The organism is Rahnella sp. PAMC25559, from assembly GCF_050632365.1.
Taxonomy (GTDB): Bacteria; Pseudomonadota; Gammaproteobacteria; order Enterobacterales; family Enterobacteriaceae; genus Rahnella; species Rahnella rivi.
On record NZ_CP192544.1, the window covers coordinates 310,471 to 321,211 of the forward strand.

11 protein-coding genes are annotated in these 10,741 nt (G+C 58.3%); 1 reads left to right on the plus strand and 10 read right to left on the minus strand.

Going from position 1 to position 10,741, the window contains the following annotated elements:
• Positions 1–74: 74 nt before the first annotated feature.
• The 3 genes from lldD to ACQZQY_RS23790 all read right to left on the minus strand — a co-directional run bounded on the left by lldD (position 75) and on the right by ACQZQY_RS23790 (position 2,174).
• Entirely contained in the window at positions 75–1,220 is a 1,146-nt protein-coding gene (gene lldD, locus ACQZQY_RS23780; protein ID WP_390975954.1) for an FMN-dependent L-lactate dehydrogenase LldD, read from the minus strand.
• Between the two features lie 191 nt (positions 1,221–1,411).
• Positions 1,412–1,666, minus strand: coding sequence for a hypothetical protein (locus tag ACQZQY_RS23785; RefSeq protein ID WP_162997902.1), 255 nt, complete (start codon positions 1,664–1,666; stop codon positions 1,412–1,414).
• The gene (locus ACQZQY_RS23790) at positions 1,638–2,174 is read right to left on the minus strand and encodes a DUF2778 domain-containing protein (protein ID WP_431297374.1); all 537 of its coding nucleotides are present in this window, start codon (positions 2,172–2,174) and stop codon (positions 1,638–1,640) included. Before ACQZQY_RS23790 ends, ACQZQY_RS23785 begins: the two co-directional genes overlap by 29 nt.
• 185 nt (positions 2,175–2,359) lie before the next feature.
• Here ACQZQY_RS23790 and ACQZQY_RS23795 point away from each other — a divergent pair, with 185 nt between their 5' ends.
• Positions 2,360–2,845 carry an Hcp family type VI secretion system effector gene (locus ACQZQY_RS23795; RefSeq protein WP_122096893.1) on the plus strand — a complete coding sequence of 162 codons (486 nt, stop codon included), beginning with the start codon at positions 2,360–2,362 and terminating at the stop codon, positions 2,843–2,845.
• Positions 2,846–2,870: 25 nt separating this feature from the next.
• On the opposite strand, the gene fecE is transcribed toward ACQZQY_RS23795, so the two are convergent.
• From fecE to fecI, 7 genes are all read right to left on the minus strand, one after another.
• Positions 2,871–3,638, minus strand: coding sequence for a Fe(3+) dicitrate ABC transporter ATP-binding protein FecE (gene fecE / locus ACQZQY_RS23800; protein WP_431297375.1), 768 nt, complete (start codon positions 3,636–3,638; stop codon positions 2,871–2,873).
• A gap of 2 nt (positions 3,639–3,640) precedes the next feature.
• Positions 3,641–4,603 carry a Fe(3+) dicitrate ABC transporter permease subunit FecD gene (gene fecD / locus ACQZQY_RS23805; protein ID WP_183849282.1) on the minus strand — a complete coding sequence of 321 codons (963 nt, stop codon included), beginning with the start codon at positions 4,601–4,603 and terminating at the stop codon, positions 3,641–3,643.
• A complete protein-coding gene (gene fecC / locus ACQZQY_RS23810) occupies positions 4,600–5,604 on the minus strand; it encodes an iron-dicitrate ABC transporter permease FecC (RefSeq protein WP_431297376.1) in 1,005 nt (334 codons plus the stop codon). Before fecC ends, fecD begins: the two co-directional genes overlap by 4 nt.
• The gene (locus ACQZQY_RS23815; protein WP_431297377.1) at positions 5,601–6,506 is read right to left on the minus strand and encodes a Fe(3+) dicitrate ABC transporter substrate-binding protein FecB; all 906 of its coding nucleotides are present in this window, start codon (positions 6,504–6,506) and stop codon (positions 5,601–5,603) included. The genes fecC and ACQZQY_RS23815 overlap by 4 nt, the downstream gene beginning before the upstream one ends.
• A gap of 67 nt (positions 6,507–6,573) precedes the next feature.
• Positions 6,574–8,934, minus strand: coding sequence for a TonB-dependent Fe(3+) dicitrate receptor FecA (gene fecA, locus ACQZQY_RS23820; protein WP_431297378.1), 2,361 nt, complete (start codon positions 8,932–8,934; stop codon positions 6,574–6,576).
• Between the two features lie 133 nt (positions 8,935–9,067).
• A complete protein-coding gene (fecR, locus tag ACQZQY_RS23825; protein ID WP_431297379.1) occupies positions 9,068–10,030 on the minus strand; it encodes a ferric citrate uptake sigma factor regulator FecR in 963 nt (320 codons plus the stop codon).
• A gap of 5 nt (positions 10,031–10,035) precedes the next feature.
• Entirely contained in the window at positions 10,036–10,554 is a 519-nt protein-coding gene (gene fecI, locus ACQZQY_RS23830) for a ferric citrate uptake sigma factor FecI (RefSeq protein WP_431297380.1), read from the minus strand.
• Between the last annotated feature and the right edge of the window lie 187 nt (positions 10,555–10,741).

Consider the following 10,741-nt stretch of genomic DNA (forward strand, 5'->3'; position numbering starts at 1 on the left):
ATCCGGACAGCGTTACTTATGCGCATTTCTCTCTTGGATATCTGGAAAATTGAGATGCCACTGAGGCTGCCGTTTCACCTGCCCGCGCCGCGCACCAGCGATCCGGCGCCAATCTCACCGATGGTCTTCGCCCCGGTCAGCGTCATCGCTACACGCATCTCCTTTTCAATCAGGTTAAGCAAATTAATCACTCCCGCCTCGCCCGCTGCGGCCAGCGCATACACAAAGGCGCGACCAAGCAGCACGCTGTCTGCGCCGAGCGCAATCATGCGCACCACATCCAGACCGGTGCGGATGCCGGAGTCCGCGAGAATCGTGATGTCACCTTTCACCGCATCGGCGATGGCGGGCAGCGCGTGGGCGGTGGAGAGCACGCCGTCGAGCTGGCGGCCACCGTGGTTGGACACCACAATGCCGTCAGCGCCGAATTTCACCGCGTCTCTGGCATCTTCCGGGTCCAGAATACCTTTAATGATCATCGGGCCTTTCCAGAACTCGCGGATCCACTCCAGATCTTTCCATGAAATGGACGGGTCAAAGTTCGCCCCCAGCCAGCCGATATAATCTTCCAGCGTGGTCGGTTTCCCGCGATAGGCGGAAACATTACCGAGGTCGTGCGGCTTGCCGTTCAGGCCAACATCCCACGCCCATTGCGGGTGCATCACCGCCTGCAACATACGACGGGCGGCTGCGTTCGGGCCGCTCATGCCGGAATGGGCGTCGCGGTAACGTGCGCCCGGCACCGGCATATCCACGGTAAACACCAGCGTGTTGACGCCTGCGGCCTGAGCGCGCTCCAGCGCATTGCGCATAAATCCGCGATCTTTCAGCACGTAAAGCTGGAACCACATTGGCCGGTCGATGGCCGGCGCAACCTCTTCAATCGGGCAAACGGAAACGGTGGAAAGGGTGAAGGGAATGCCTTTTTTCGCCGCCGCGCGCGCGGCCTGCACTTCACCGCGACGGGCATACATACCGGTCAGACCGACGGGCGCCAGGATCACCGGCATCGCCAGTTTTTCACCAAACAGCTGCGTCTCAAGGCTCAGATCTGACATGTTTTTCAGGACGCGCTGACGCAGGGCGATATCAGCCAGATCGGCGGTGTTACGTCTGAGCGTATGCTCGTTGTAAGCCCCCCCGTCGATGTAGTGAAACAGAAATGGCGGCAACTTACTTTTTGCCGCCGCGCGGTAGTCCGTCGATGCTGAAATGATCATGATGTTTTCTCGTTGTATTGCGCTCTTTTTAGCGGCGCTGTAGGGGTGTCAAAAGTGTAGTTGATAAACACAACCCCTGAGAAAACAATGACAACGAATGCGGGTGTTTTTAAGGTCAGAAATACTGCGGGATGAAGGAGAAGTTTACCGGCAGGAAATATGGGGGATTGGAGCGAAATATGAGTGCGCCACTAACGGCGCATTTTTCGGGCGATCCTGATAATCAGAAAGTACCCCGCCAAAGAGAACAGCATCGAGCATGCGATCCAGGTCAAAACCCACAAATCATCAAAATTTTCCTGATTTACATCACCATACGTCCATTCTGCAAAACTATTGGCCGTATCCAGACTGATAAATGTAGCGGGATCAATAAGCATGGCTCCGGTGCAGAACAGGAGAACCAGGAGTGCAGACTTAGCTACCCAGCGCACAAGTGTCAGCATGGCGAAATCCACCGTAAACGACTTCTATATATCCATATGCCATGAGATCTTTCATGCAGGGCACTTCCATCAGCCTGGTATGCAGCAGCGCATTTCTCAGCAGGGCGAAATCTGAATTGCTGGCCAGTGTTATACAACCGTCAGAGAGTATCCCAGGGTGCAGGCGAAAGTGCTCTCGCTTAACGCCTTCAATCCAGGTCATATCGTCTATGCTCCGGTCATCAGGATAGAGTGCAAACCACTCTGAACGTCTAAACTCCGCGCCACTGTGATATTTGTTATAACTGTCTTTTACCCACGCGACTTTTTTTGAAAAAAAACCACCGCCCCCTCTTTCAACAACCCAATATCGGCCCGTGGGTATTGGTCCATTTCCTGCAATTTTTCCGCACCCTCCGCGATTGCGATAGGCCCCATTCCCTGAAAATGCCATGAACGTCCCCACACCATTGACACTAAGGGGGGAATAATCGGCATCGTTGATCACAAATTTCCCTTGTATAGCCATGAAAACTCCTTGTGAAATTTAGCTTAAAGAAAAACACGGTAATCACACCACAAAAAACAGGCACTTAAAATGCTTTGTTTGATAATAAACTTCTGAAAAGTCAATATATTACAACATCCACTCATTGCCAAAAATGGCATTAAGGGCATAACGTAAAGCTCGTTTTTTTTAAGGAAATGACAACCATGCCAATACCCGCTTATATGTGGCTCTGCGATGACGGTGGTGCTGCTATTAAAGGTTCTGTGGATGTTGCAAATCGGGAGGGAAGTATTGAGATCATCGGTTTCAGCCACGGTCTGAATATTCCCGTCGACAGCCGTAGCGGCAGTATTACCGGAACCCGCACCCATTCTCCGATGATGCTTGAAAAAGATTTCGATTCATCGAGCCCTTATTTGTATAAAGCAGTCGCTAAAGGACAAACGTTAAAGTCCGCTGAAATCCGCTGGTATCGCATTAATGATGCCGGCAGGGAAGAGGCTTATTTTATTATGACGCTTGAGGGGGTGAAGATTACCGGCGTAAATCCGGGCATGCCCAACGTGAGAATGTCCGGAAATTCGCAGCTTAATCACGTGGAATCGGTATCACTGATGTACAACAAAATTACCTGGCACTACGTCGACGGTAATGTGAAGTACACCGATGAATGGAATGTCCGGTCATGAAAAATGTGGGGCTCGCGCCCCACTTTCACCGCACAATACACATCGGTTTCCCCGACGCGGGTTCGGGATAGATTTGCGCGTCGATATCGAACACCTGCGACAGAAGAGCCGGTGTCATGACCTGTTCCGGTGTGCCCTGCGCGATAATGTTACCTGCGACCATCATCACCAAGTAGTCACAGTAACGGCTGGCCTGATTCAGGTCGTGCAGCACCGCCACCAGCGTTTTTCCCTGCTGATTCTGGCTGCGCAGCAGGTTCATCAGCTCAACCTGATGGCTGATATCAAGATAAGTGGTCGGCTCGTCGAGCAGCATCAGCGGCGTGTCCTGCGCCAGTACCATCGCCAGAAACGCACGCTGACGCTGCCCGCCGGACAGCTCGCTGACCCGCTTTTCGGCAAGATCCGTGATGTTCGTGTCCTGCATCGCCCGTTCGACGGCGGCCTTATCCTGCTGCCCCAGCCTTCCCCACATATTTAGCCAGGGGCTGCGGCCATAACCCACCAGTTCACGCACGCTGATGCCTTCCGGCGCACTATGCTGCTGCGGCAGTAACGCCAGTTTGCGCGCCAGCTGGCGGCCAGGCAGCGCGGATAACGCTTCCCCGCCGAGATACAGGGTGCCAGATGCCGGGGTCAGCAGGCGTGAAAAGCATTTCAACAGCGTGGATTTACCGCAGCCGTTCGGGCCGATCAGCGCGGTGATCTTCCCGGCCGGGAGGGTCAGCGACAGGCGGTTAAGGATGTTTTTTTTGCCGTAACCGGCAGTCAGATTGTCTGCACTGAGTTGCATAATCAGCGGGTTCTCATTAATAACCAGAAGAAATACGGCGCACCAATCACCGCCGTTAATACGCCCGCGGGCAGTTCCAGCGGCGGGTGCAGGGTTCGCGCCAGCACATCCGCCAGCAGTAAAATCAGCGCCCCCACCAGCAGCGACGCGGGGATCAGCACACGGTGGCGGCCGCCCACCAGCCGGCGGGTCAGGTGCGGGGCGACCAGGCCGATAAAGCCCACCGGCCCGCACGCCGCAACGCTTATCGCCGCCAGCGCCACCGCCAGCAACAGCACCCACCGCTGCACGCGGGATACGCGAATACCCAGCGTCGCGGCACTGTCATCGCCGAGCGCCAGCACATCCAGATCGCGGCAAAACCACAGGCTCAGCGGCAGCAGGAGCAGCAACCACGGCGCGACGATCTCAACGAAATTCCAGCCACGTCCCCACAGGCTGCCGGTCAGCCACAGCAGCGCGCTGTTGATCTCCATCGGGCGAGACAGCATCAGGTAATCGGTCAGGCTGGCGTAAAAGGCGGTCAGCGCCACGCCTGTTAATGCCAGCCGCAACGGCGCAGAGCGCCCGGACACCAGCCTCAGCAGCACAAAGGCCGCAATACCCCCGGCAAATGCCAGCGGCGGCAGCCACATGACAGAGAGCGAAGGCAGCAACATCAGCGCCCCCACCGAGGCTAATCCGGCGGCATGATTGACGCCGAGAATGTCCGGCGAGGCCAGCGGATTGCGGATAATTCCCTGCACCAGCACGCCGGAAAGCGCCAGCGCCGCACCGATCAGTATTGCCAGCAACGCGCGCGGCAGCCGGTACTCCGTCAGCGGAAAATGGTTGCTGTCAGCAGGTGAAAGCGCGAGGCGCATCTGTTCAAACGTCAGCGTGTGCGTGCCGTAACGCAGGGACATCACGAAGGTCAGCAACAGCAGCGCGCTGAGGATGAGGAATACCGTCAGCTGGCGGATCATGTGCGCGTCCTCACCAGCCAGACGAAGAACGGCGCGCCGATCAGCGCCAGCACCACGCCCGCCGGTAGCTCGCCCGGCCACGCCAGAAAACGTGCCAGCAAATCGGCCAGCAACATCAATGTGGCACCAAAAATCATGCACAGCGGCAACATACGGCGCAGGTCGTAGCCAATCCAGTTACGGGAAATGTGCGGCACCAGCAGGCCGATAAACGCCAGCGGTCCGGCGACGCTGACGCAGGCACCGACCAGCAGCAACACCATCAGATTAAGGGTCAGACGCAGACGCGGCAGGTTGACACCCAGCGTCTGTGCGCTGTCATCGCTGACCTGCAACAGGTTCATGCGGCTGGCGAGCAGCAACACCCACGGCGCGATGATGGCGGTGAACGGAAACAGATGCCAGAACTCCGGCCAGCGGGCGTGCGCCACACCGCCGGCCAGCCAGCTGAGAATGCCGTAAGCGTGGTCTTCGGAGAGGATCAGCGTGGCTTTTGCCAGCGCGGCGCACAGCGCAGATACCGCCACTCCCGCGAGGATCAACCGGCTGCGATCCCCGGCCTGTTGCCAGCCGCCGCCCATCAGCATGACGGCGCCCCAGCTGACGCCGCCGCCAAGTGCGGCCACCAGCGCGATGCTGAAACCGGAGAACAGCTGCGGGCTAAGCGCGCTGACCACCACCATCGCCAGCGACGCGCCCGCGTTAATGCCAAACAGCGAAGGCGACGCCAGCGGATTACGGGTCAGGGTTTGCAGCAAACTGCCCGCCAGCGCCAGACTCGCGCCCAGCAGCATCGCCACCAGACTGCGCGGCAGGCGCAGGTTCAGCACCAGCGCCTGTGCAAGGGAAACCGGCGGGCCGGGCAGCAAGGCGCGCAACGATTCCAGCGCGCCAATGGGCACCGCAGAACGGCAAAAAAGCGTCAGCCAGAAGCTGACGCCCAGAACGAGCAGAGGCAGCGTCCAGCGCCACCCCGTAAACAGACGTTTCACTGCCATCATGGTGCGGTGTTAAGCGCCTGATGATGCAGGATCTGTACCGTGTCGCGGGCGATCTGTTCGGCGGCAAACATGCCGCGCATCCGTGCCCAGACGTTGCTGTCCACCGACGCCACCTGTTTTTGCTGCGCGGCTTTCATCATCTGCCACAGCGGATCCTGCTGCCACTGGCGCACGATACTTTCCTGACGGTAATGCGCGACGATCAGCCAGTCAGGATTGATCGCCAGCAGTTGCTCGAAGCTGATGTTCGCCAGCGGCTGCTGGTTCACCGGCTCCGGCACCTTCAGGCCGAGCGAGGTCAGCACGCTGCCGGTGTAGGAATCCCGCGAATGCAGGTTGAACTGCTGCTCGCGCGAAGTGCCGAACACCACCTGCGTGCCTTGTGGCAACTGCGCGGCAAACGCCTGCATACGCTGATGATGTTCCGTCAGACGTTGTTGCATCAGCGCATCTTTGCCCAGCACCTTGCCGATGATCGCCGCCGACTCCAGATTCTCGCGGTAGGTTTCGTTGCGGGATTTCAGCAGCAGCGTTGGCGCAATGCCTTTCAGCGCGGCGTAAATGCCGCTGTGGCGGCTGCTGTCGGCGATGATCAGGTCCGGTTTCAGGGCGGCAATCGCCTCAAGGCTGGGCTGCGATCGCGTGCCGACCGATTGCCAGACGCCGATGCGCTGACGCACCTGCGGCAAAATGCGGTCCGCATCGTTATCGTCAGCCACGCCGACCGGGCTGACATCCACCACCGCCAGCGCGTCCACAAAGGACAACTCCAGCACCACCACACGTTTTGGCGTGGGATCCAGGGTAAAGCTGCCCTGCTGGTCCGTGACCGTCACGGCTTGGGCGCTACTCAGTGAAAAACATAAGCCGATAAAAAGCGCAAAGCGGGAGAAGAAAGACATAAAACCTCTGTGCGGTTAACAGAAAAAACCGGGCGCAGCGGCGCTACGCCCGGCGGGCATGGAACAATCAGAACTTCAGGGAACCCTGCATATACAAGGTGCGCGGCTGACCGGCATACAACCCTTTGTTGTTGTCGTCATAGGCGCGGGTGAAATATTCGTGGTCGAAGATGTTCTTCACGCCGAAGGCCAGATTCAGGTTCGCCATGTCTGCGCCAAACTGATACCCGGCGCGTGCGCCCCACAGCATGAAACCGGGAATGCGGCCGGTGCTGCCATCGGCACTTTCCTCAACGGTGTTGGCGTTGTCAGCAAACTGGCCGGACTGGTATTCGCTGTTGACGTTGAAGAACCAGTTGCCCGGTGTGTAATCCAGCCCCAGCGTGCCTTTGTTTTTTGGCGAGAACGGCACCTGATTGCCGTGCGTATCGCCCTCTTCGCGGATCACCGCGTTGACGTAGGCATAGCTGGCGTAGGCAGAAACATTCTCCAGTGTCGGGGACAACTCTGACAGGTCGTAACGGATCTGGCTCTCCAGCCCGGTGTGACGGGTTTTACCGCGCGCGGTCACGCTGTCGGTGGTCTGGTTGGAGTCGTACTGATTGTTGAAGTTGATCAGGAACAGGCCGACTTCCGCTTTCACAATGCTGTTATCAAAGCGCGTGCCCAGTTCCCAGGTGCGGGCTTTTTCCGGCTCGATATTGCCGCTGTCCACCGCTTTGCCAATCTGGCTGTACTGCACGGTGCCGAAAGATCCTTCGGTGTTGCCGTAAATATTCCAGGCATCGTTCAGGTGATACACCACATTCAGCGCGGGCAGCGGCGCGTTGTAGCTGATTTCCTGCTTGGTGCCTTTGATGTAGTTATTCTGATACGACTGAATATGTTCGTAGCGCATCCCCGGTGTGATGGTCCAGTCGCCGACGTCGATACGGTCATCGACGTAAAATGCGTTAGCCTGCGTGCCGGACTGGGTATCGCGATCGTACGGGCTGTCGCCGGTCGGCAGGACGCCGGATTTGGCCGGGCTGTAATAGCGCAGCTCGTGGGTGGATTCGCTGACGTAGCGGTAACCGACGCCCACTTCATGCGCCGTCTGGCCAAGGTTGAAGCTCTGGCTGTAGCGCGGTTCAATGCCGCGTACCCAATACTGGCGCGGGGAAAGGGTCAGGTTTTTGCCCTGATCGAGATAGCCGCTGCGCAGGGTGTAAGTGTAGAAGCTCTGGATATTGAATTTATGCTGCTGATCCGGCTGATACTGATAGCCGAAACTCGCCAGCTGGCGGCGTCCCCAGAATTCATCGTAAGGGCGCGTGGACTGAAAACGGTTGGCGTTGTAATCGGCGCGGGACAAACCGCCCGGCATTTCTGCGCGGCCTTCGTAATATTGCAGCAGGCTGTTAAAGGTGTGGACGTCATTGGGCGCGTAACGGGTTTTCAGCATCACGTCGTCGATTTTGGTCGCGCTGTGTTCACGCCAGTCGCTGCCGCGCGTGCCGGAATACAATAACGCGCCGCCGAGGCCGTTATCCGCCGTGCCGCCAATCATCAGGTTACCGGTGCCTTTCGGGTCGTTCTGGCTGGAGGTCGGGCTGTAAGTGCCTTCCGTTCCGGCTTCGATGCCGAAATCTTTCGGAATGGCGCGGGTGACGAAGTTCACCACGCCGCCGACGCTTTGCGGCCCGTAACGCACCGCGCCGCCGCCGCGCACCACATCCACCGCGTCCATGTTACCGAGCGAAACCGGCGCAAGGGAAAGCTGCGGCTGGCCGTAAGGCGCAAACGGCACCGGAATGCCGTCCATCAGCACAGTGGAACGGCTGGCGAGGCGCGGGTTCAGCCCGCGGATACCAAAATTCATCGCCATATCATGGCTGCCGGTGCCATTATTTTCCGGCGCATTCACGCCCGGAATGCGGTTCATCACCTCACGCACCGTCGTCGCGCCGGTTTTGACAAAATCCTCACGGCGGATCACGTCGCGCGCACCGCCATGTTCAAACACGTCGTTTTCACGCGCATCAGCCAGCCAGTCGCCGACCACGGTCAGGGATTCCGGCTCCTGAACCGGCGCCGGAATGGCCGCCAGCGTAAACGCATTGTTACCCAATGATCGGGCTTCCAGCCCGCTGTCTGCCAGCAGCGCCGTCAGGCCGTCATTGAGGGTGTAATTTCCCTGTAAACCCTTGCTGTGCTTGCCGCGCGTCAGCGAAGAATCCACCGACAGCGTGATCCCCGCCTTTGCCGCAAACTGATTAAGTGCGGTATCGAGATTGCCTGCCGCAATCTGATAAGACGCAGACTGAACCGCCGCCGCCGCAGGCAGCGCGGTGATCAGCGCAGCAGGAAGGATCGCGCAGTGAATGGCCATCGCCAGTGGTGTTGTGTTGCCAAAAGAACGCAGAACGCGTGAGCGTGAAATGGACATACCCTCTCCAGATTTTATGTTTTTGCTGTGTGTTTTTTTTCAGTGCTGCATAGGAGTCGGATGAGAATGCAAAAGGGACAATCGCGAATGCGATTATTTATCATTTTTATTTGCAGGTGGTATTACGGCAGCATTACGCGGGCACCACGTTCACCCAGTAGCGGGTCAGGGTGTGGATCCTGACGGGTAACGTGCGCGAAAGAATGTTGAGGACCGCGTCGGTGTCGTTGAGCGGGAAAGTGCCGCTGATGCGCAGATTTGCAACAGCGGGGTCGCAGCTCAGATGGCCGTGACGGTAACGCGCCAGTTCATCCACCACTTCCGCCAGAGGCCGGTCGCTGACGCTCAGCACGCCTTTGCTCCAGCTGCCCGCTCCGCCCGAAAGAGCCGTCACCTCGCCAAATGTGCTGGCGGTAAAACGGACGGTTTGGCCTTCGCTGACCTGTAAGCGCTGGCCCGGCAGCGTGATTTCCACCGCGTGTTTCAGCACGGTCAGGCGGGTCGCGTCATCAAACTGGCGGACGATAAATTCCGTGCCGAGGGCGCGCAGCATGCCCTGCTGCGTTTGCACCAGGAAAGGCCGCGAGACGGGCTGCGTATCCTGCGCGGTGATGATGCTGATTTCCCCCTGATGCAGGCGGATCAGCCTCTCTTGCGGGGTAAAACGGATATCGGCGGCGCTGGCGGTGTTAAGCGAAAGTTGGGAACCGTCTTGCAGACGCAGGGTTTTGATTTCGCCGGTGGCGGTGCGCGCATCCGCCAGCAGGCCTTGTCCGGCGGGCGTCTGCCACGCTTTCCAGCTGCCGCCCAGCCCGAGCAGCACCAGCAAACCTTTCAGCACACGGCGGCGGGTGACCTCCGACTGCTGGCGCGCGTGATTCAGCGTCTGATAACTGAAGCGGCCCGGCATGCTGTGCAGCTGACCCTGTAAGGATTCCACCCGTTGCCACGCCCAGCGGTGGTCTTCGTGCTGCGCCAGCCACCGTTGCCATTTCTGATTTTGTTGCGGCGTCACCTCGCCGGAGCACAAGGTGGCGAACCACTGCGCGGCCATTTTCAGCGCCAGACGCTGATTATCGGTAAGGGAGGAATTCATTGCGCTCAGCCATGTTCCAGGCTGAACAGCAGACAATGCTCAGTGGCTTTCGCCATGTACTTTTTGACCGAACTGACAGAGACGTTCAGACGCCGGGCGATCACCGGATAGGTCAGCCCTTCCAGCTGAGAGAGCAGAAAAGCCTGACGCACTTTTTCGCCCAGGCCGTCGAGCATCGTATCGATCTGTTGCAGGGTTTCGAGCAGGCACTGGCGCTGTTCCGGCGACGGCATATGCGCTTCGGGCATCAGCGCCAGCATGTCGAGATAAGCGCGTTCCAGGGCGTTGCGGCGGAAAAAATCCACCATCACCCGGCGGGCAATGGTGCAGAGAAAGGATTTAGGTTCGCGAATTTCCTGCGCACTGTCGCCGGTCAGGACGCGTATAAAAGTATCCTGCGCCAGATCGTCGGCGTCATTGGCCGACCCCAGTTTTAACCGGAGCCAGTTTTTCAGCCAGCGGTGGTGCGAGCTGTAGAGCGCTTCAAACGCGCGGGCGGGCGATACGGCAGCGTTGATGGACATAGAAAGTTACATAACCAGACCAGAAATTCACCATTGGATAATAATTGATAATAGTTATCATTACAATCGAGGATCCTGCGCCTTTTCCCGTCGGGTCTGCGCAAAAGTGAAAAGAAAACCGACATCCCGCGCATTAACACACTAAGCTTGGAGGAGACACGCGTTACCGGTGCCTGTTCCGATATGC